Source organism: Streptomyces sp. NPDC050636 (genome assembly GCF_040654775.1).
GTDB lineage: Bacteria > Actinomycetota > Actinomycetes > Streptomycetales > Streptomycetaceae > Streptomyces.
This window is the reverse complement of the sequence record NZ_JBFAIP010000006.1, coordinates 201,605-222,146: the sequence shown is the minus strand read 5'-3', so window position 1 is coordinate 222,146 and position 20,542 is coordinate 201,605. Positions and strand designations below refer to the sequence as shown.

General features: G+C 72.1%; 14 protein-coding genes. 6 read left to right on the top strand and 8 right to left on the bottom strand.

The genetic code is table 11. From position 1 onward, the window contains the following. Positions 1–172: 172 nt before the first annotated feature. The gene (locus AB0I10_RS09440) at positions 173–1,276 is read right to left on the bottom strand and encodes a citrate synthase 2 (protein ID WP_363151756.1); all 1,104 of its coding nucleotides are present in this window, start codon (positions 1,274–1,276) and stop codon (positions 173–175) included. Positions 1,277–1,773: 497 nt separating this feature from the next. On the opposite strand from AB0I10_RS09440, the gene pdxH reads away from it, so the two are divergent. Together pdxH and AB0I10_RS09430 are read left to right on the top strand one after the other, a co-directional pair. Beyond that, positions 1,774–2,418 carry a pyridoxamine 5'-phosphate oxidase gene (pdxH, locus tag AB0I10_RS09435; protein WP_363151755.1) on the top strand — a complete coding sequence of 215 codons (645 nt, stop codon included), beginning with the start codon at positions 1,774–1,776 and terminating at the stop codon, positions 2,416–2,418. Between the two features lie 506 nt (positions 2,419–2,924). Beyond that, positions 2,925–4,277, top strand: coding sequence for a PAS domain-containing protein (locus AB0I10_RS09430; protein ID WP_363151771.1), 1,353 nt, complete (start codon positions 2,925–2,927; stop codon positions 4,275–4,277). 54 nt (positions 4,278–4,331) lie between these two features. Here AB0I10_RS09430 and AB0I10_RS09425 read toward each other — a convergent pair whose 3' ends face one another. Continuing rightward, positions 4,332–5,126 (bottom strand): SIS domain-containing protein, encoded by a 795-nt coding sequence (locus AB0I10_RS09425; RefSeq protein ID WP_363151754.1) that lies wholly within the window; start codon positions 5,124–5,126, stop codon positions 4,332–4,334. Positions 5,127–5,434: 308 nt separating this feature from the next. On the opposite strand from AB0I10_RS09425, the gene AB0I10_RS09420 reads away from it, so the two are divergent. From AB0I10_RS09420 to AB0I10_RS09410, 3 genes are all read left to right on the top strand, one after another. Beyond that, entirely contained in the window at positions 5,435–6,127 is a 693-nt protein-coding gene (locus AB0I10_RS09420) for a metal-dependent transcriptional regulator (protein WP_363151753.1), read from the top strand. Between the two features lie 652 nt (positions 6,128–6,779). Continuing rightward, positions 6,780–7,646, top strand: coding sequence for an alpha/beta hydrolase (locus AB0I10_RS09415; protein WP_363151752.1), 867 nt, complete (start codon positions 6,780–6,782; stop codon positions 7,644–7,646). Between the two features lie 196 nt (positions 7,647–7,842). Continuing rightward, entirely contained in the window at positions 7,843–10,176 is a 2,334-nt protein-coding gene (locus AB0I10_RS09410; protein ID WP_363151751.1) for a serine/threonine-protein kinase, read from the top strand. A 16-nt stretch (positions 10,177–10,192) separates the two neighbouring features. Here the strand turns inward: AB0I10_RS09410 and AB0I10_RS09405 are convergent, their stop codons facing one another. The 6 genes from AB0I10_RS09405 to AB0I10_RS09380 form a co-directional block, all read right to left on the bottom strand. Beyond that, a complete protein-coding gene (locus tag AB0I10_RS09405; RefSeq protein ID WP_363151750.1) occupies positions 10,193–11,494 on the bottom strand; it encodes a hypothetical protein in 1,302 nt (433 codons plus the stop codon). Then, the gene (locus AB0I10_RS09400; RefSeq protein ID WP_363151749.1) at positions 11,484–13,541 is read right to left on the bottom strand and encodes a hypothetical protein; all 2,058 of its coding nucleotides are present in this window, start codon (positions 13,539–13,541) and stop codon (positions 11,484–11,486) included. The genes AB0I10_RS09405 and AB0I10_RS09400 overlap by 11 nt, the downstream gene beginning before the upstream one ends. 151 nt (positions 13,542–13,692) lie before the next feature. After that, a complete protein-coding gene (locus AB0I10_RS09395; RefSeq protein WP_363151748.1) occupies positions 13,693–15,204 on the bottom strand; it encodes a DHA2 family efflux MFS transporter permease subunit in 1,512 nt (503 codons plus the stop codon). 155 nt (positions 15,205–15,359) lie between these two features. Beyond that, entirely contained in the window at positions 15,360–16,991 is a 1,632-nt protein-coding gene (locus AB0I10_RS09390; protein WP_363151747.1) for a transporter, read from the bottom strand. Beyond that, complete coding sequence (locus tag AB0I10_RS09385; protein WP_363151746.1) at positions 16,988–17,815, bottom strand: ABC transporter ATP-binding protein; 828 nt, start codon at positions 17,813–17,815, stop codon at positions 16,988–16,990. Before AB0I10_RS09385 ends, AB0I10_RS09390 begins: the two co-directional genes overlap by 4 nt. A gap of 114 nt (positions 17,816–17,929) precedes the next feature. After that, complete coding sequence (locus AB0I10_RS09380; RefSeq protein WP_363151745.1) at positions 17,930–18,601, bottom strand: bifunctional DNA primase/polymerase; 672 nt, start codon at positions 18,599–18,601, stop codon at positions 17,930–17,932. Between the two features lie 483 nt (positions 18,602–19,084). Between AB0I10_RS09380 and AB0I10_RS09375 the strand changes: the two genes are divergently transcribed. Then, on the top strand, positions 19,085–20,479 hold the full coding sequence (locus AB0I10_RS09375) for a transcriptional regulator (protein ID WP_363151744.1): 1,395 nt from the start codon (positions 19,085–19,087) through the stop codon (positions 20,477–20,479). Positions 20,480–20,542 lie beyond the last annotated feature (63 nt).

The window sequence follows — 20,542 nt, the reverse complement described above, 5'->3', positions numbered from 1 at the left end:
CCGGAGGGCTGTCACCGCACCCGACAAAACCACGCCCGCCGCAGGCGCAACGGCGACAAACCCCAACGGCGGGACAGCCAGAAACGGCCTGGGCAAAGCGCAGCGGACCCGCAACGGCGAGACACCCCCACGGCGGGAAAGCCGAAAACGCGGCCCAGGCAAAGCGCAGCGACTAGCGCCGAGCAATGTCCTCGTAGCCGACGATCTCCTGCGGGTTGCGCGCCGCAGGCCCCACGTACCGGGCCGACGGCCGGACCAGTCGGCCCGTCCGCTTCTGCTCCAGGATGTGCGCGCTCCAGCCGGCCGTACGGGCACAGGTGAACATCGACGTGAACATGTGCGCCGGGACCTCCGCGAAGTCCAGGACGATGGCCGCCCAGAACTCGACGTTGGTGGCCAGCACCCGGTCCGGGCGGCGGCTGTGCAGCTCGTCCAGCGCGGCCTTCTCCAGCGCCTCGGCGACCTCGAAACGCGGGGCGCCCAGTTCCTTCGCGGTCCGTCGCAGCACCCGCGCCCGCGGGTCCTCGGCGCGGTAGACGCGGTGGCCGAAGCCCATCAGCCGCTCGCCCTTGTCCAGCGCCTGCCGGACATAGGCGGACGCGTCGCCGGTCCGCTCGATCTCCTCGATCATGCCGAGGACGCGGGAGGGCGCGCCGCCGTGCAGCGGGCCCGACATCGCGCCGACCGCGCCGGACAGCGCGGCCGCCACATCGGCGCCGGTGGAGGCGATGACGCGCGCCGTGAACGTGGAGGCGTTCATGCCGTGCTCGGCGGCCGAGGTCCAGTAGGCGTCGACGGCCTTGACGTGCTTGGGGTCGGGCTCTCCGCGCCAGCGCTTCATGAAGCGCTCCACCACGGTCTCCGCCTTGTCGATCTCCCTCTGCGGGACCATCGGCAGGCCCTGCCCGCGGGCCGACTGCGCGACGTACGACAGCGCCATGACGGCGGCGCGGGCGAGGTTGTCGCGGGCCGTCTGCTCGTCGATGTCCAGCAGCGGTTTCAGGCCCCATACGGGCGCGAGCATGGCGAGCGCGGACTGGACGTCGACCCGGATGTCACCGGAGTGCACCGGGATGGGGAACGGCTCGGCGGGCGGCAGGCCGGGGTTGAACGCCCCGTCGACCAGCAGGCCCCAGACGTTCCCGAAGGACACCTGGCCGACGAGATCTTCGATGTCGACCCCGCGGTAGCGGAGCGCGCCGCCTTCCTTGTCCGGTTCGGCGATCTCCGTCTCGAACGCGACGATTCCCTCGAGTCCGGGTACGAAGTCGGACATCATTCGGCTCCTCATGCTGGGGACGGCATACGGCCGGTGACCGGAATGCCGTGCGGTCGAGTCTGGTGTGCGGCGTCGGTGCGGTTACGCGGCTGCGCCGGGCAGCTCGCGGTCCGTACCGGTCACCCCGGGTGATGCCCCGCCAGGGCATGGGTCACGCGACAGTTCCTCCCGCAGTGGGTCGGGCCGCGGGGCGGGCACTGTGCGAAGTGGTGCGTCCCTGAAGTCGTGAGTCCCTTCAGGCCGGACACGATAGCCCCCGATGTCCGGAGGTCACAGTGGGTGTGTCCATGATTTTGGCGGGTTCGTCAGCTGCGAGGAAGGGTGAGATCCGGCACACGGGGCGATTCGTTGACGAGAGGGTTACGGCCGGTCGACGGGGGGCAGACTTCCAGCCTTCCCGGCTGCCTCCGGCGGGCCCGATGCTGCAAGATGAGGCCGTGCACCCCGCCGACGCGCCCTCTCCCGATGCCCACGACGCTCCCGACCCTTCCTCCATGCGTGCGCACTATCGCGCCGAGGGGCTCGCCGAGTCCGATCTGCCGGTGAGCCCGTACGACCAGTTCGCGCTCTGGTTCAAGGAAGCGGCCGTGGCCGGTCTGCACGAACCCAACGCGATGGTCGTCTCGACCGCGGACGCCGCCGGCCGGCCCAGCTCAAGGACTGTGCTCCTCAAGGCGTTCGACACCCGCGGCTTCGTCTTCTTCACCAACTACACCAGCCGCAAAGGCCGCGAATTGGCCGAAAATCCCTATGTCTCGTTGCTGTTCCCGTGGCACCCACTCGCCCGCCAGGTCATCGTGACCGGCACCGCGGAACGTATCGGCCGGGACGAGACCGCGGCCTACTTCCGCACCCGCCCGCACGGCTCCCAATTGGGCGCCTGGGCCAGTGACCAGTCCTCGACGGTCGCCTCGCGCGCGGAACTGGAGCGCGCCTACGAGCAATTGGCGGACCGCTACCCGGAGGGCGAGCAGGTTCCGGCGCCGCCGCACTGGGGCGGCTACCGGGTCACCCCCGAGGCGCTGGAGTTCTGGCAGGGGCGCCACAACCGGCTGCACGACCGGCTGCGGTACGTACGCGAGGAGGGGCGCGGCGGCCGTCCGGCCGGCGGCTGGCGGGTGGAGCGGCTGGCGCCCTGAGGCGGGTGGACGGCGCGGCCCCGGCGATGCGTACACACGCAGACGACCCGCGGGCTGCTCCCCCGCGCTCGGTGGCGCGAAGGGCCGGTCGGACGAACCGGCAGCCCGCGGGTCGGGTGACTGCTTGGGATTGGCCGGCTGCGCATCTGCAGTATGCGCTGGTCCGGCGCTGCAACTCGGTGAAGCGACGGGCCGCTAGCCCGCAGCCACCTCACGCGTCCGGTGCGAAATCATTGGCCGAACCACCTCCCTTCTCGTGTGCCCCACACATTAGGAATGCGTCCGGACCCGCACAACCGATTTTCCCGGGAGCAACGATTTCCGGGAATCGGCTGTGTGGTGGGTCACGTTCCAGTTGAATATCCGGGGTGCGGCACGTGCGGCCGTGTTCGTAAGGGGTGCCAGTGACTGCTTCGTCAGCGTCTTCTGCCTCATCAGCCTCGGCGCTTTCGCCCGCCGGCCCGGAAGGTGACCCGGACCGGCCACCGGACAGCGACGACTCCGGTCTGCTCGCGGCGCTCCTGGACGGCATGGATGCCGCCCTGGTCGCCTTCGGGGCGGACGGCGCGGTCACCCACTGGAACCACGAGGCCGCACGCGTCCTGGGCTGGACGGCCGAAGAAGCCGTCGGCCGTACGGGCCTGGCCGGCTGGGCGGCCCGCACGGCGGACGCCGACGACATCGAGGCGGTGCTCACGGCCGCGATGCGCTCCCCGGGCCGTCAGGTGCATGAATTCGCGCTGCTGACCAAGGACGGCCGCCGGGTCCTCGTCCGTACCCAGTCCTCCGCGGTCCGCTGCCCCGACGGCCGGGTCGCCGGCGTGTACTGCGCCTTCAGCGAGGCGCATGCGCAGATCGATCTGGAGCGGTCCATCGCCCTGAGCGAGGCGCTCTTCGAGGACGCGTCGTGGGGCGTGTTGCTGGTCGACGCGGATCTGCGGCCCGCGGTCGTCAACGCGTACGCCGCCCGCACCCTCGGCGTCGGGCGTACCGCCCTGCTGGGGCGCCCGCTGGGCGACCTCCTGGCGCAGGGCGCGGAGGAGGTGGAGGCCGCGCTGCAGCATGTCCTCGGCGAGGGCGCGCCGCCGGCCGTCGCCGAGATGTGGGTGGCGCTGCGGTCCGAGGACGGTGAACTGCCCCGCCGGTGCTGGCGCAGCGGCTTCGTCCGGCTGGCCTCGCCGCTGGCGGAGGAGCCGGTGCCGTTGGGCGTCGCCTGGCTGTTCCAGGACGTGACGGATGCCAAGCGGGCCGAGCAGGAGAACTCCCTGCTGCGGTTCCGCTCCCACCAGTTGCACCGCGCGGGGCGCGCGGCCGCGGAGTGCCAGGACCCGGCCGAGGCCGCGGCCGTGCACCTCGATTTCGCCCTGGCGGGGTTCGCCGATCACGGTCTGGTCGACCTGGTCGCGACGCCCGCGGCGGCGCCGTACGGGGCGGTGCGGGAGGGGGAGGCCGAGGCGGCCTGGGACGCGGACGCGGGTGCCGGGGCGCCGCGGCTGGTGCGGGCGTTGGCCTCGCCCGCCGGTTCGCCCGGCCCGTCGGAGGCGGTTCCGGCGACCGGCCTCCCGGTGGCGTACGCGCCGGGGCATCCGGCGGCGCAGGCGTATGAGCGCCGCGGGTCGGTGCGGACGAGCGCGGGGCCCGTATTGGCCGAGGGGTGGGCGGCGGCCCGTAAGTGGCCGGACGGCACGGTGCACGGGCTGTGCGTGGTGCTGCGCAGCCGCGGCCGGACACTCGGGGTCGCGACGTTTCTGCGGGCGCCCTCGCGGCGCCCCTTCGACCGAGCGGACGCGGCGTACGCGGAGGACGTCGCGGGTCGGATCGCCGCGGCGCTGGACCTCGCGGGAGCGGGGGCGGGCTGAGCGCCGGGGGAGATGCGGCCCCGGGGGCCGCCCCGCTCCTCCCCCTGCCGACCCCTACTGCCGGTAGAAGATCCGGTCCGCGTACTCGCGCATCACCCGGCCGTTCCAGTCGTGCCCGCCGTCCACGTTCCCGGAGCGCAGCAGCGGCGGGTCGATCCCCCGCTCGGCCAGCGCGCCCGCCGCCGTCGCCACCACGGCCTGCATGATCGCGCTGGTGACGACCGTGGAGGCGGGGGCGAACGGCGCGTCGATGCCGGGCAGTGTCAGCTCCGCGTCGCCGACCGGGATCCGGCTGTCCAGGACGATGTCGCAGTGGTCCTTGAGGTACGTCCCCGAGGCGTGCCGGGACTTGGTCGCGTCGGCGTAGGCCACCGACGTCAGGCCGATGACCTTGATGCCGAGCGCCCGTGCGTTCATCGCCATCTCGACGGGCAGCGCATTGCGCCCGGAGAGCGAGATGATCACCAGCACATCGCCCGGCTCCAGCGGACTGGTGTCCAGCACGGCCCCGGCCAGCCCGTCCACCCGCTCCAGCGCGCTGCCGAGGGTCGCGGGCCGTACGTCCACGCCCACGACCCCGGGCACGGACAGCAGGTTCATGATCGCCAGGCCGCCGGCGCGGTAGACGGTGTCCTGCGCGGGGAGCGAGGAGTGGCCGGCGCCGAAGGAGAAGACCCGGCCGCCCGCCTCGACGGTGTCGGCGATCAGGCGTCCCGCCTCGGTGATCCGGCCGCCCTCTTGGTCGCGCACCTGCCGGAGCAGGTCGATCGCGGCGTCGAAGTACTGCCCGGCCAGGCGGTCGCTCGGGTTGCTCCGGTCGCTCGCGTGGCTCCCGTCGCTGTCAACCATGGGTGTGGGGCCCCTCTCGTCTTGTCGAGTGTCGTCGGCCGTCGCGAAATCCCGTGAAATCGCGGGGAATCCCGTCGGCGCCCGTCGGATCCATCGACGTCTCATCGGCATCGTTGCGGTGTCCGCGCGCCGCTCACCCAGGCGGAATCCGCCGGGCGGGCGGTCGTGGCGCGGATCACGTTGCGGTCTGGACCAGTGCCGTGTCAATACAGGCGCGACGTCCGGTGAGCGGACGAGTAGCCACCGTTGTCAGCGGGATGCGTCAGAATTGAGTCCAGGGCCACCGCACGACACATCGAGGGGCACGCATGTCCGGACTGATCGACACCACGGAGATGTATCTCCGCACCGTCCTCGAATTGGAAGAGGAGGGTGTGGTGCCCATGCGCGCCCGCATCGCGGAGCGGCTCGAACAGAGCGGCCCGACGGTCAGCCAGACCGTGGCGCGTATGGAGCGAGACGGCCTGCTGACGGTCGCGGGTGACCGGCATCTGGAGCTGACGGAAGAGGGCCGCCGACTGGCGACACGCGTGATGCGCAAGCACCGCCTCGCCGAGTGCCTGCTCGTCGACGTCATCGGGCTGGAGTGGGAGCAGGTGCACGCCGAGGCGTGCCGCTGGGAGCATGTGATGAGCGAGGCGGTCGAGCGCCGCGTCGTGGAGCTGCTGCGGCATCCGACGGAGTCGCCGTACGGCAACCCGATCCCGGGGCTGGAGGAGCTCGGCGAGTCGTCCGAGGCCGACCCGTTCCTGGACACCGGCATGGTGAGCCTGATGGATCTGGACGCCGGGGCCGACGGCAAGACGGTCGTGGTGCGTCGCATCGGCGAGCCGATCCAGGCCGACGCGCAGCTGATGTACACGCTGCGGCGGGCCGGGGTGCAGCCGGGCGCGGTGGTGAGCGTGACGGAGTCGCCGGCCGGGGTGCTGGTCGGCAGCAGCGGTGAGGCCGCCGAACTGGACGCGGAGATCGCTTCGCACGTGTTCGTGGCCAAGCGGTAGCAAGGGGCGGTTGCCGCACGCGCCGGAGCAGGAGCCGGTGCCGTAGCGGCCGGGTGCCGATGCCGGTACCGCGCCGGTCGCGTTTCCGGCGCGGGGGCCGGTCCGGCGGCGGTTGTCCGGGGCGCGAGGCCGTCCGTTCGCTTCTCTTTCCTCCTTTCTTTACGTCTGCCTTCGTGAGCCCGTTGAGCTGCGCCGATGCGCCGTTCAGCGGGCTTCGCAACTGCGTGCGTGTTGAACGGTCTTGTGCGAATCGGTGCGATGCGGCCGGTCTCGTGCCACGCTTGCGCTGACGCATTGGCATATGTCGGCACGAGGTGGGGGCGCCCGCCGTCGGCTCTCCGGGGTGGGGAGGGGGCTTCGAATGCGTCCATGGCTGGCCCGGGACGTCAGGGCCCCGGCGCTGCGAGCAGCCGGGGCCCTGCCTCCCCATGTCCCCCCGCCAAGACCCGGAGCCCCGAGCTCCCAGGGTCTTTCCCCACGGGCCCCCTTCCCGGTAGGGCCCGCCTCCCGGCAGATGTCTCCCCGTGGGGAGCACGGCCAATCCTTGAGCGCCGTCACTCGAACGAGGGGTGTTGGGCGCGCTAACGGTGCGTTCGAATAGAGGTTCGATAGTGTGGGGCTGCTCAAGGGACGATTGGGGGTGCCAGGGCATATGGTGCGGCGCATCGATGTGACAGGGGCCGGCGGCATTCGGCTTGCTGCCTGGGAGTTCACCGACCCGCCCAAGATCGGTGGCGGACTGGAGGAGACCGAGCGGGGCTCGGGCGTGCTGCTGCTCCACGGCCTGATGGGGCGCGCGGCGCACTGGGCGGACACCGCGCGGTGGCTGAGCGCGCGATATCGCCCGGTCGGCCTGGACCAGCGCGGTCATGGCCGCAGCGAGAAGCCGGGCGACGGCCCGTACGACCGCGCGGCATACGTCGACGACGCGATCGCCGCCATCGAGCAGCTCGGCCTGGCCCCCGTCGCCCTCATCGGCCATGCCATGGGCGCCCTGACGGCGTGGCAGTTAGCGGCCCGCCGACCGGATCTGGTCAGTTCGCTGGTCATCTGCGATATGCGGGCATCGGCGCTCGGGGCGGCGTCGCAGCGCGAGTGGACCGAATGGTTCAGGTCGTGGCCGGTGCCGTTCGCGACGTTGGCGGATGTCCGCAGGTGGTTCGGAGAGGACGATCCGACGCTGGAGCGGCCCCGGCCGGCCCGTGGCGCGTTCTTCGCCGAGGTGATGGCCGAGCGGGCGGACGGCTGGCGGCCGGCCTTCTCGCGCCGGCAGATGCTCACGGCCCGGGAGACCTGGGTGCATGACGCGCACTGGGAGGAGCTCGGCCAGGTGCGGTGTCCGGCGCTCGTCGTCCGGGGGCTGGACGCCGAGTTGGGGCGTGCGGAGGCGCAGGAAATGGTCCGGGTGCTGCCGCAGGGGGCGTATGCGGAGATAGCCGATGCGGGGCACTTGCTGCCTTGGGAGCGGCCGGAGGAGTGGCGACGGGTGGTTGAGGGATTCTTGGGGGCGATGTTCTGAGGCGGGTCACCGGACCTGGGCCCGGTGACCCATCCATCAGGACGGCGGGCCTCCGCATCGTGCGGCTCATCGGACCGGTATGCCATGGAGGTTGTGGAAAACCGGCTTCGTTACGATGCACTGCCGTGGCGCGGTGATCGCGCGACTTGTGAGGGTGGTGCTTCGCGGCACGCCCGGTCTATGGGGAAGGCCCGAGATGGACCCGTTGCTTCAGGACGATCCGCAATCCCTTGGGTCGTATCGCCTGCTGGGCCGGATCGGCGCCGGCGGCATGGGGCGGGTGTATCTGGCGCGGTCGGCGGGCGGGCGCACGGTCGCGGTCAAGGTCGTCCGGCCGGATCTGGCGCAGGACACCGCGTTCCGCGGGCGGTTCCGGCAGGAGGTCGAGATAGCGCGGGCGGTATCCGGCCGCTATACGGCACCTGTTGTCGACGCCGACACGGACGCCGCGTTGCCCTGGCTCGCCACCGCGTTCGTCCTCGGGCCGTCGCTGACCGAGGTGGTCGACGAGCACGGGGCGCTGCCCGAACACAGCGTGCGTGCCCTGGGGGCCGGGTTGGCGGCCGCCCTCACCGAGATCCACTCCGTCGGTCTGGTGCACCGCGATCTCAAGCCGTCCAACGTGCTGTTGGCGGCCGACGGCCCGCGGGTGATCGACTTCGGCATCGCGCGGGCCGTCGACGGCGACCGGATGACCCAGACCGGCGTGGTCGTCGGCTCGCCGGGCTACATCCCGCCGGAGCAGGCGCTCGGGCAGCCGGTCGGCACGGCCGGCGATGTGTTCGCGCTCGGCGCCGTGCTCGCCTACGCCTCCACCGGCCGCACCGCGTACGCCGACACCACGCCGGCCGCCGTCCTCTACCAGGTCGTGCACGGCGAACCGGACCTCACCGGCGTGCCGGAGCATCTGCTCGGCCTGGTCACCGCCTGTCTCGATCGCGATCCGGGCCAACGCCCCACCCCTGCCCAGGTGTTGGAGACGCTGGCGCCGAAGGGGACGGGCGAGGTCTTCACCAACTGGCTCCCGGGCGCGGTCTCCTCGACCATCGCCACGCACGCCGCACGCATCCTCGATCTGGAAACCCCGGAGCACGGCACGCCGGCGCCGGACTCGGTGAACTCCGGCGCGCCCGGCGGGCAGCAGGGGACGCCCACGCCGCCCGGCGGGGCTCCGGCCGGGTTCGGTTCCGCGCCGACGTATGTCCTCGGTGGGGCGTCGAATCCCGGTGCGCCGACGGCCTCCGGTGGCGCGCCCACGGTCGCCGACACACCCGCCGGCGCTACGGCCGCCGCGCCTGCCGTGCCCTCCCGGCGTCGGTTCTTCGGGCTCGCGGCGGGGGCCGCGGTCGGTGCGGTGGCCGTGGGCGGGGTCGGGATCTGGGCGCTCGGGGGCAAGGGCGGGAGCGAGGGCGAGGGCGAGGGCGAGGGCGAGGGGAAGGGCCCGAACGGCCCGGAGCCGGGGGACGCCGGGGCGGAGAAGTTCACCACGCCGCCGCCCGGGACCGCTCCGCAGGCCTTGTGGCACCGCACCGCTCAGACGGACACGCTCAACGGCGAACAGCCGCTGCTGGCGCACAACGGGCTGCTGATCATCAGCGGCGATCCCCTGGTCGCCCGGTACGTCGCCGGCGGCAGGACGAAATGGACGCGCAAGGAGGTCGCGCCCGCCGGTGCTCCGCTGATCTTCGCAGCCGGCAAGCTCTTCTTCGTCAGCACGGAGTACGACGGCGATGTCATCGGGCTCGACCCGGACACCGGCAAGGAGGCGTGGCGCAGCAGGCTCAACGGTGCGCTGACGGTGGAGCGCATCCTCGCCGCGGACGAGCAGCGGATCTATGTCATCGCCTCCGTGCGCACGGAGGACACCAGGGTCCATCTCACCGCCATCGCGGCCATCAACATCCGTACCCGCAAGGTCGACTGGCAGAAGCCGCGCGACAAGGGCACCACGGACTACGACCTCGAAGGCGTCGCAGTGGGCGGCCGGCTCGTCTACACCGACGCCCGGCGCAATGTCACCGTGCGCAACACGGAGAACGGCGCACAGCTGTGGACGCAGAAGATCGGCGACGACATCGCCTGGCGCCCCGCCGTGCACGCCAAGCGCGTCTTCCTCGGCGGCGACCGGCTGCGGTCGGTGCATGTCGACAACGGCAAGCCCGACTGGTCCATGTCCTCCGAGGGACGCCGCAGCTTCTACCAGCCCATGGTGGTGGGGGGCGTGCTCTACGCGGCCGACCACAGCGCCGGGGTGTGGGCGGTGGATCCGGTGCGCGGCAAGAAGATCTGGCTGTGCGAGGACACCGGCGCGCGCCGGGCGCCGTCGGAGTTCGTACAGGTCGGCGACACCCTCTACGGCGCGTCGTACGAGGATGAAGGCGGGATCTTCGCGCTGAACCCGAAGACCGGCAAGGCCCGTTGGAACTACAACGACAATTCCGGAATCATAGAGCCGTGGCATGTCGCCGCCGCCGGGAAGCGGCTGCTGGCCACCCACGGTGATGAGATCTACGGCCTGCCGGCGGTGTGAGCGGCCGCGCGTCCCGTCACCCCAGGGTCCGGGTGAAGTCTCCGCGCCGGACTCGCGCGGTGAGCGTGTCCTCGGTCAGGAGTGAGCCGTAGCCGGTGGCCGCCCAAAGGCTGTCGTCGGCGGGCACCTCGAAGTACGGGACCGGGCGGCCGTCCCGTCGGTCGGTGAGGACCTCGGGGGCGCGGCGGGACCGTACGGCGCGTATGCAGGTGTCGCAGGCGGCCACGCGCAGCTGCTCGCGTCGGCCCAGGGGGCGCCAGGGTATGCGGCGGGCGGCGGTGCCGTGCAGCGGGTGGAAGAAGCACAGGGGGAGGGCGGCCGGGACCTTGGACAGGGCCGCGCGGCCCTCGGCGATCAGCGCGAACACGCCTGCCAGGTCCGGGATTCCGCGTGCCTGGTCCAGGACCGTGCCGGCCGAGGTGTAGGCGTCGAGGGCGCGCTCGGTGGACGTCGGGTCGCCCTGGGCTGCGTGCGCCTCCTCGCCCAGCCGGATGACCTCTTCGGCGGCGCGGTCGCGGAGCCCGGCCTCGTCGGCCGTGCGCGCGGCGGCGAAGACGGAGCGCGGCAGTGCGAAAGGCGTCGAGAGGTCGCGCAGCCGCGCCCGGCGGCGCAGGAGGAGACCGGTCGCCGCGAGCAGCAGCATCGGGCCGATGACGAGGCTCAGGATTCGGACGAGCGGGGATGACGACGAGGAAGAAGACGAGGAGGAAGACGGCGGTGACGAGGGCGGCGCACCCTCCGAACCCGCTGTCGCAGATGGGGAGTTGAGGTCGGCGGTGGCCTTTTCGTACTCCTCCTTGCCGTTGCCCGCATCGATGATGTCGATCGCGCGGGCGACGCGCTGTGACAGCCCCGCGTCCTTCATGTCGTCCTGGTGGAAGACCGCGTTGGCGGCATCCCGCGCCTGGTGGGCGTCCGACGGCCATTCGCGGGCGGCGATGTCGTCGTGGTAGTCCCCGAGCGTGATCAGGATGGACGGGCCGCCGCCCATCCGGTCGTGGACCACCTCGGCGAGCTGTTCGGGCTCGCCGCCCCAGCTGTCGCCCTCCACCAGCGGCACCAGTGCGACGCGGATCGGCAGGCCGGTGTGCCGGATCCGGCTGACCAGCTTGCGCTGCTGGTCTTCGCCGACGGCCGAGGCGAGGGACGGGTCGACGTAGACGGGTGATCTGCCCAGCGCATGGGCGATCTTCTGTCCCGGGCTCTCGGCCGCCATGGCGGGTGATGTGGTGCAGAGCAGCAGCGCGATGGACGATGCGGTGGCCGCGAGGGCGATCCGCAGCGGGCGGCCGGGACGGCGGCGGGGGTCAGTGGACACCGAAGTACTCCCGTACGTCGCGGGTGAGTTGATCGATTCCGGCGCCGTCGCCCAGCGCGGCCAGCGGTCCGGGAAGGGTGGGGTACGGGACGTACGACCCGGCCCCGGCGCCTTCCGAGGAGCGCAGCTCCAGCACCGCACCGGGCACCACCCGGCAGGGCCCGCACACCGGGGACGACCCGGCCCGGCCGCCCCCGGCGGGCCGGGTCTGACGGTGTCTGCGGGCCGTGCCGTGCAGCGGATTGCGATGGCAGACATGGCCCGAGGCGGCCGGTTCCCGGATCGCGGTCCGTCCGGCGCGGGCCAGCACGATCGCACAGGCGAGGTCGGCGGGCGTGGCATCGGCGTCGATACGGCCGTCGCTTTCGCCGTCGATCAGCAGCGCGGCGGCGTCCAGGCACTCCCAAGCCCGGCGCCGTGGCTCCTCGGACAGCGAGGCCGAGGACTCCAGAGCGGTGGTGAGGGCGTCGACCTCCTCGCGGGCGGTGCGCCGCAGCCAGGAGAGGGAGGGCTTGTCCGGGGCTTCGGGGGCCCTGGCCGGTCCGCTCGGGGCGGGGCGGACGTGGTGGCGGACGGCGCGGCCGACGGCGCACCCCGCTGCCACCAGGCCGAAGATCAGGCTGGCGAGAAAGGTGCCGGTCAGCAGCCCGGCGTCGAAGTCCCCGGCGAAGATGCCGTGCAGCGCCTTGGCCTTGACCGGGTCCTCCGGGCGCGGCGGGACGTACGGAACATGGCCCGGTGCGGCCGGCGGGGCCTTGGCGACGAAGCTGAGCAGCCGCTCCAGGCGGGGGCCGAGCCGGGGGTCTGCGGAGCTGCTGTATTTGAGGTCGCGCGGGAGCTCGATGAGGTACGTGTCGTCGATCCGCGCACCGTGGTTGGCGAGGTTGATCATGCCGGATGTCGGGTCGGCGATCACGAAGAGGGCGTCGCGGTGCAGCCGGTCGTGCAGCGACTTGGCCAGCAGCTCGGTGTTGCCCTTGGATTCGTCGTCCAGGCTCGTGGGGACGGCCACGACCAGGACCGGGATGTCCAGCGAGCGGAGCTGCTCGCGGAGGTGGGCGCGCTCGGCGGCGTCCAGCTCGGACGGGCTCTCGGGATCGACGTAGAGCGGGTCGCGGCGCAGGCCGTCGGACACCCGGTCGATACGGGCCCGCATATCGGCGGCCGTCGGGAAGGAGCCGTCGCCGCTGGTGGTGTCGTCGAAGAGCTGCGAGGCGGTGAAGGCGAGCACCCCCGAGAGGGCGAGCGCGGCCGCCCCGAGGGGAATCAGACGTGCGCCGGGGAACGGGCCCGGGTCGCCGCCCTGTGGACCGCCGCGCGTCGGACCGCCGCGCGGCGCGGGGACGCGGCCGGCTGTGGCGAGGGCGCGGCGGACCCGGTGCCGCTGACCCGTATAGACCGTGACCAGCAGGGCGGTGAGCGGGATTCCGGTGACCGCGAGGCCGGTCACGAAGCTCTGGTTCTCGCGGTCGGTCGGGCTGGTGTGCAGTTCCGCGGGCTCGTCCGACGGGGTCGCGCCGCCGTATGCGGCGCGGGCCGCCTCGGCGCGCTGGTGCGCCTTCCCCGAGACGAGGACGTCGACGAAGTGCCGGAACGTCTCGCGGGCCGTGGCGTCGTACGGCAGCTCGTACAGCGTCGCCGAGCTCGCGTCCTTGGCTCCGGGCACGCTCACGCCGTATGACTGCACGCCGGTCAGGCCCGTTTCGCTCACGGCGATGTACAGGCCCCTGCGCCCCAGCCGGTCATGGACGCCGGCGAGCAGACCGGCCCCGTCATGGCCGAGGGCACTGTGCGGCAGGACGATCACGTACACCGGAACGCTCAGCCGCCGGGCCTCTCCGGCGAATTCGGGAGCGGTGGAGCGAGGGACCTCACGCGGGAGCTGATCGCTGATGTAGACCGGATTCTCCCGGAGGCGCTCGGCGATATACGCGCTCTGCGTCGGGTCATCCGGGTCATCGGGACCCGTGGGCGCGGCCTGCACCGCACCGGCGGTCAGCAGCACCGCGAACCAGCCCACCACCAGCACCATTCCGGCGCGCAGCACCGCCCCCACCACCCTTCGTTCCGGTCGCTGTCACGACGCTACCGGCCTCCCGCCTCGGCCGGTTCGGCCTGTGGATAACGTCCCGGCAACACCCGTCCGCACGGTCCGCCGTCCACAGGCCGCCCCGGCCACGCCCGCCCTCCCCTTCCCCTCACCTCGCCTCTTGCTTGCCCCGAGGCAGGAACAGCGCAGGCAGCAGAGCCAGTGCCACCAGCGCCACGGCCCAGACGTAGGTGTGCCGGAAGGCTTCGGCCAGTTGCGGTGCGACGGCGCGTACCGCCTCGTCGGACAGCGCGTGGACGGCTTCCAGGCCGCCGGCCATCGAGCGCGGGAGCCGGTCGGCCATCGCCCCCGCCAGTAGTACGGACATCAGCGCGCCGCCGATGGACGACGCGACCTGCGGGATGATGCTCAGCGTCGTGGAGGCGGCCGGGATGCGGTCGTTGTCGATGTTGCGGGTGGCTGCGGCCATGGTCGGCATCATCGTCATGCCGACCCCGATGCCCATGACGGCGAGCGCGGCGAGCAGCACCGCGTACGGGGTGTCGGCGGCGACCTGGGTGGTGAAGGCGAGGAACCCGGTGGCGGCCAGGGCCACTCCGGACAGCACCAGCCTGCGCGGCGCCATCTTGTCGACCAGCCGGCCGGCGAACTGCATGGTGATGCCGGTGGTCACGACCTGCGGAATGCCCAGCAGCCCGGCGCCGGTCGCGCTCTGTCCGCGGACGACCTGGTAGTAGAGCGGCAGCAGCAGCATCGAGCCGAAGTACCCGCAGACGAACAGCGCCAGGGTCGCCGCCGCCGAGCCGAACGAGCCGTGCCGCAGCAGCCGCAGGTCGATCAGCGGGTCCCGGGCGGTCAGCGCGCGGATCACGAAGGCGATGACGAGGGCGGCGCCGAGCAGGGTGGGCAGCAGAACGCCGGTGGTGGTGAAGGAATGCCGCTCGGCGCCCGTGCTCAGCCCGAATATCAGCAGGGCCAGACCGGGGGAGAGGGTCAGCAGGCCCGGCAGGTCGAGCCGGCGGGCGGGCTGCGGGGTGTCCCGCCGGAAGAAGCGGGCGCCGAGGGCGAGGGTGATCACGCCGATGGGGATGTTGATGAGGAACAGCCAGCGCCAGGAGACCTCGTCCACCAGGTAGCCGCCGAGGACCGGGCCGATCAGCGGGCCGACGAGCACCGGGAGGCCGAGGATGCTCATCATCCGGCCCTGGTGTGCGGGGTCGGAGGCCCGGATGAGGATGGTCATGCCGACCGGCTGGACGACGCCGCCCGCCAGCCCCTGGAGCACCCGGAAGGCGATCAGCGACTCGGTGTTCCAGGCGAGTCCGGCGAGCGCCGAGCCCAGCGCGAACCCGCCGATCGCCAACAGGTACAGGCGTTTTGTGCCGAAGCGGCCGATGGCCCATGCGGTGAGCGGGATGACGGCCGCCAGCGCGAGGGTGTAGCCGGTGGCCACCCACTGGATGGCGGCCAGCGGGGCGTGGAAGTCCTGGGAGAGGCGGTTGAGCGCGACATTGACGACCGTGGTGTCCAGGATGGTCATCAGTGAGCCGAGGACGACGACGGACGCCAGGGCGGCGACGCCGCGGTCACGCGTGGGGCGGTCGGCGGGCGGGGCGGACCCGGTGGCGGCGGTATCGCCGAGGGTGGGGGCAGCGGGCATGGCGGTACTCCTGAGACGGATGGGGTGCCGGCCGTTCCCTGGACGGGTAAGTCCGGTGCCGACACCCCAAACCCTCAGACCTCAACTGAACTTGATGTCAAGCTGGAGGGGTGCGAAGTCGCGCAGGAGGTCGCTGGTACCGCTGCCCGGTGTGGTCAGGCCTTGCTGACCGCCACCAGGATCTCCGGCAGTCGCCGTGCCACCCGGGGCGCGGCCACCCGCAGCCCCAGCTCCGCGACGCCCGCCCCGTAGACCACGCCGACCGGCAGCAGCACCCACAACAGGCTGTGCAGGCCCGCGACATGCAGCCAGATCGTCAGCCCCAGCAGCGGCAAGCTGAGCACGCCGCCGATCAGCAGGCCGCCGAAGAGGCTGAACCAGGCGATGGCTCCCTGCCCCGCCGCGACGTTCTTGTTGCCCTCGGAAGGGATCGAGTACGGGAAGAGCGCGGAGGACAGTGCGCCGGTGGCCAGCAGCGCGCCCAGCAGGGCCAGCGAAAGCCCGTACACCTCCAGGAAGGACGACCACGGGCCGATGAGGGCCGCGGTGCCGCCGACGACCAGCGTGACGTACGGAACGGCCACCAGTGCCAGCGTCAGAGCGCGGGCCCGCAGCTCCTGATAGGCGTCCCGGGGGGTGGAGATCGTCGAGGCCACCATCCAGAACGCCGAGGTGTCCTGCCCGAACTGGTTGTACATCTGCATGCCGAGCAGCGCGGACGCCGAGAACGCGGTGTAGATGCTGCCGTTGCCCTGTACGGACGAGACGATCGGCACCAGCAGGCCGACGCCGATCGCCGTCGCCCAGGACATCTTCGACTTCGGGTCGCGCCATGCGTAGCGCAGCGTCCGCAGCATGACCGTGCCCGTACGCCCGCCCGGCAGCAGCCGCTCCAGCCCGCGATCGCCGGAACCGGACTTCCGTCCGCTGTCCTTCTCGACGGCCTGGAGGGTGGACGAATCCGGGGACGTCATCAGGGTGGTCAGGGTCCGCTGCCACCACCACAGCAGCAGGGCCAGCACCACCGCCGTCAGCAACAGGCCCACGGCCGCACGCCCGTACGCCCCATGACCGGCGTCGTCCACGGCGCTTATCGCGGAAGCCGGCGGCACCCAGCGCAGGACATCGCCCAGCGGCTCCAACACGGACAGCCCGTCCGGGCGGCCCAGCTTCTGGAGGGCGATGTTGACGCCCTGTGCGCCGATCGCGATGAACAGGCCGCTCAGCACGGCGAGATCGCGGCCGCGGCGGCTGGTCAGCAACCGCACCGACGCGGTGGCGACGGCGCGCGCCAGGGACACGCACACCAACACCACCAGGACGACGGCCAGTACGCCGACGACGGTGGCCACCGGCCCGTCCGCGACCGCGATCACCGAGCCGGTCACCAGCGCGAAGGTCACGACCGGACCGATCCCGACCAGCGATGTCACCAGCAGCGAGACGATCAGCGGGCGCGGCCGCAGCGGCAGCATGACCAGCCGGGTCGGATCGAGGGTCTCGTCACCGGCGGGGAAGAACAGCGGCATCACCGCCCAGCCCAGGGTGAGGATCCCGGTCAGCAGCACGACCAGTGCGCCCACATGGGCGTTGCCGCGCAGCGCGATCAGCCCGAGCACGGCTCCGGCGGCGAAGAGCAGGCCGACCAGGACCGACGCGACATAGGCCAGGGTGCGGCCCGTCGACTGGCGCAGGCCGTTGCGCAGCAGGGACAGCTTCAGCCGTACGAAGACGGAGGTCAGGGAGGGGGCGGCGGCCGGGTGGACGGTCGCGGATCCGGTGCTCATCGGGTGCCGCCACCGCCCAGCCAGTCCAGGTTCTGCCCCGCGCCGCGGTCGTTCGCGCCGACCAGTTCGAGGAACGCGTCCTGGAGGGACGGGGACGCGCCGCGCACCTCCGCGAGCGGGCCGTCCGCCCGGATCCGCCCGGCGGCGATCACCGCGACCCAGTCGCACAGCGACTCGACCAGCTCCATCACATGACTGGAGAAGATCACCGTCGCCCCGGAGGAGGTGTAGCGCTCCAGTACGCCGCGGATGGTCTGCGCCGACACCGGGTCGACTCCCTCGAAGGGCTCGTCGAGAAAGAGGATCTCGGGGTTGTGCAGCAGCGCCGCGGCCAGCCCGATCTTCTTGCGCATACCGGTGGAGTAGTCCACGACGAGCTTGTTCTGGGCGCCGGACAGGTCGAGCACGTCCAGCAGCTGGTCGGCCCGCTTGTCGACCTCGTCACCGGGCAGACCGCGCAACCGCCCCGTATAGCCGAGGAGTTCGCGGCCTGAGAGCCGCTCGAAGAGACGCAGCCCCTCGGGCAGTACGCCGATCCGGGACTTCACCGCCACCGGGTCCCGCCAGACGTCGTGACCGCCGATCTCGACCAGCCCGGCGTCCGGCCGCAGCAGCCCCGTCACCATGGAGAGCGTGGTGGTCTTGCCGGCGCCGTTGGGGCCGACCAGCCCGATGAAGCGGCCCGCGGGCAGTGTCAGATCGATACCGGAGACGGCGACCTGCTCGCCGAACTTCTTCCACAGACCCTGTATGCGTACGGCGGGCGGGCCGACCGCCAATGCCGACTCGGCCCGCTCTTGTGTCTGTTCCGGCTCGTTCGCCACCGGTCCTGCCCTTCGACGTCCCCGCAGGGGCGGTCGTGCCCCCGTCCGAATTCCACGATACGGGCGGGTACGGACAATCGCCGGGCCGGGGACGCAGGGGGCGGCGGCCGGGGGTCAGTGGCCCCGGGCCGCCGCCGCATCGCGGGCGCAGGCGTACGCCAGCGGGCTGATCAGCTCCTCCGCGTCCGGCAGCCAGCGGTTGGTGGCGGTGGGGCGGCGCACCCACTGCACCGAGCCGTGGGCGCCCACCCGGGTCGGCGGTGCGGCGATGTACTCACCCTCACCGCGGCACACCAGGTCGAGCGCGGCCGGCGCCCAGCCGATCTCCCGCACGAGTTTGGGAACCTTGACGGAGGCGCCGGGGAGGACGAGGAAGAGCATCCGGCGGCCCGGGGTGCGGGTCACGGGCCCGAGTGGCAGCTCCATCCGCTCCATACGGGCCAGCGCCAGGCAGCCGGCCGTCTCGGGCACATCGAGCGCCTCGAACGTCCGGCCCGTCGGCAGCAGGATCGAGGCGCGCGGCTGCTTGCCCCACATCCGGCGGACCGCCGTCGCGCTGCCGCTGGCCAGCCCGGCCCAGCCCGGTGCGGTGGGGTGCGCGCCGGGCGCGGCGCAGTCGCCTGCGCGGCACGAGCAGCGCGGCAACTCGCCGTCGTGCTCCAGCCATGCGCCGGGGAACACGTCCCAATGGCGCTCTTCCGCGTAACGCACCGCAGTGTCTAGCAGCGTCTCGCCGCGCTGCTTGGGGATCTGCGAGGCTCCTGTGACTCCGATGGTCTCATCCACAGAGATGACAACTTCACTTATCACCAAGGGTTACGGCCGACCCGAGGCCCGCCCCGGCGCATCGTTCTTGCACGTGGGGCGCATGGAAGCATGAGTGGGGGCGCGTGTGCGGCGGCGGTCGTGGAAGCGGGTAGCCACCTGCATGACGGGCGGAGAGGCCGCCCGGCGGCAGTCCGCGGTGCGCACCAGGGGGGACCCGAGCACGGCGGCGCCGCTATGTGTACGCGGGCACCGCGCGCCAAGCTTTCTCGCAGGTCGAACTCCCGAGGCCGGTAACCCGGCCCTGGCTCCGGGCAACGTTTTGCACGGGGACGCAACGGGCAGCGCCCATACCGCCCGGATGCTGTGCATCCCCTGACAAAGCGCCAATCGCTCGTACCGCTCGTATCCCGGATGTCTCGGATATCCCGGATATCTCTGGGGAATTGATCGCGGGGAACGGCGTTCGTGGTGAACGCGCAGCAGTAACAGGGGGTACAAAGCATGGCCGCCAGGCCACTCGTCGCGCGGCAGCCCAATGAACGGCTGCAAGCGCTCATCCAAGAAGCCGCCTGCTCCAACGCGGGGCTGGCCCGCCGCGTCAACATGTGCGGGGCGGAACACGGTCTCGATCTGCGCTACGACAAGACCTCCGTGGCCCGCTGGCTGCGGGGGCAGCAGCCGCGCGGCCGTGCCCCGGCCGTCATCGCGGAGGCACTGGGCCGAAAGCTGGGGCGCACCGTCACCATCGACGAGATCGGGATGGCCGACGGGAAAAACCTTGCGTCCGGGGTGGGGCTGCAATTCTCACCGACCGTCCTCGGGGCGATCGAGCAGGTCTGTGAGCTGTGGCGCAGCGATGTCGGGCGCCGCGACTTCCTCAGCGGCTCCTCGGTGGCGGCCTCGGCGCTGGTGGAGCCGAGCCGCGACTGGCTGATCACCGGCGCGGACACACAGGTCGCCAGGAACGCCGGGGCCAGAGTGGGCACGTCGGACGTCGAGGCGGTACGCGCCATGACGACGGCGCTCAGCGAGCTCGACCACCGCTTCGGCGCCGGGCATGTCCGTCCGGTCGTCGTGCACTACCTCAACAGCGTCGTCTCGGGGCTGCTCGCTGGCTCGTACCGGGAGTCCGTCGGGCGTGAACTCTTCGCGACCGTCGCGCGGTTGACGGAACTGGGCGGCTACATGGCCGTCGACACCGGGCAGCCCGGTCTCGCGCAGCGCTACTACATCCAGGCGTTGCGGCTGGCCCAGGCGGCGGGTGACCGCGGCTACGGCGGCTACGTGCTGGCGGCGAGCATGAGCCATCTCGCCGCGTCGCTCGGCAATCCACGGGAGATCGCCCAGCTCGCCCGCGCCGCACAGGAAGGCGCCCGGGGGCATGTCACCCCACGGGCGGAGGCGATGTTCTGTGCGGCGGAAGCCCGCGGTCACGCCCTGATGGGCGATGCCCGCGCCTTCCAGGAGGTGGCGGGCAAGGCGGTCGCCGCCATGGAGCGCGCCGAGTCCGTCACCGACTCGGGCGACGACCCGGCCTGGATCGGCCACTTCGACCAGGCGTATCTGGCCGATGAACTCGCCCACTGCCACCGCGACTTGGGGCAGGCCGGGCCGGCCGGGCAGTGTGCGCAGGAGGCGCTGGACGGGCACCCGGCCAGCCGGGCGCGGCGGCGTGCCATCGGGCTCGTGCTGCTGGCCGGCGCCCAGGTGCAGCAGCGTGAGATCGAGCAGGCCTGCCACACGGGCACGCAGGCGGTGGAGTTGCTCAGCGGGCTGCGCTCTGACCGTGGCGCGGAGTATCTGGAGGACTTCCAGCTGCGACTTGAGCCATATCGGGACGAACCGGTGGTAAGGGAATTCAGTGCACGGCTGGAGTTGCGTGCGGTGGCCGCATAAGGGGCGGCGTAAGGGGGGACGACAGCGTCCGTCGGGGCGGGCCGGAGGCACCGGTCCGCCCCG

What these genes read in the sequence shown, in the direction of transcription:
- AB0I10_RS09440 (WP_363151756.1), bottom strand. Translation starts at nt 1,276, where the DNA reads ATGTCCGACTTCGTACCCGGACTCGAGGGAATCGTCGCGTTCGAGACG.
- pdxH (WP_363151755.1), top strand. Translation starts at nt 1,774, where the DNA reads ATGCGTGCGCACTATCGCGCCGAGGGGCTCGCCGAGTCCGATCTGCCG.
- AB0I10_RS09425 (WP_363151754.1), bottom strand. Translation starts at nt 5,126, where the DNA reads ATGGTTGACAGCGACGGGAGCCACGCGAGCGACCGGAGCAACCCGAGC.
- AB0I10_RS09420 (WP_363151753.1), top strand. Translation starts at nt 5,435, where the DNA reads ATGTCCGGACTGATCGACACCACGGAGATGTATCTCCGCACCGTCCTC.
- AB0I10_RS09415 (WP_363151752.1), top strand. Translation starts at nt 6,780, where the DNA reads ATGGTGCGGCGCATCGATGTGACAGGGGCCGGCGGCATTCGGCTTGCT.
- AB0I10_RS09410 (WP_363151751.1), top strand. Translation starts at nt 7,843, where the DNA reads ATGGACCCGTTGCTTCAGGACGATCCGCAATCCCTTGGGTCGTATCGC.
- AB0I10_RS09395 (WP_363151748.1), bottom strand. Translation starts at nt 15,204, where the DNA reads ATGCCCGCTGCCCCCACCCTCGGCGATACCGCCGCCACCGGGTCCGCC.
- AB0I10_RS09390 (WP_363151747.1), bottom strand. Translation starts at nt 16,991, where the DNA reads ATGAGCACCGGATCCGCGACCGTCCACCCGGCCGCCGCCCCCTCCCTG.
- AB0I10_RS09375 (WP_363151744.1), top strand. Translation starts at nt 19,085, where the DNA reads ATGGCCGCCAGGCCACTCGTCGCGCGGCAGCCCAATGAACGGCTGCAA.